General features: G+C 65.6%; 1 protein-coding gene. It reads left to right on the plus strand.

The window, feature by feature from the left end; all coding sequences use genetic code 11:
• The coding region (locus AC1DBD_RS17795; protein WP_476982716.1) for a hypothetical protein at positions 1 to 208 on the plus strand (208 nt) is incomplete at its 5' end.
• Positions 209 to 454 lie beyond the last annotated feature (246 nt).

Below are 454 nucleotides of genomic sequence, written 5' to 3' on the forward strand. Positions count from 1 at the left end.
GTACCTGAAAGCACTCAACCGACGCCTCAAAAAGGAAACGGCCGGCAAGATCGACGCCGAGTTTGTCTTCTACCCTCTCGGCGCCAAGCCGAAGGACGCGACCGGCGTGACGGCCAGCGCCCCAGCAGACGAGAGCACGCTCGCCATCATGGAAGCGGTTCAGGCCCGCGTATTTGCCAAGTTCGAGGACGGCGCCGTCCGAAGCTGAACGTCGCCGAGGCGAAGGACCAGACGGTGCTCCCCGTCCTCCAACTGCACGCGCACGGCGCCGTTGACACAGGGGATGGGCAAGTCATCCAGCATTGCGGCCGACACTGGATCGTTGGCACCCCTTCGCTCCACGCGAATATCGTAGTGGCCGGCACCCAGTGCGATGGTGGCCTGGAAGCCCGGCCAGCTTGCGGGAATCCGTGGCGCGATTAGCAGCCAGGCGCCCTCCCGCCGGATGCCGAGG

It is taken from the genome of Arthrobacter sp. 10T419, assembly GCF_056394105.1.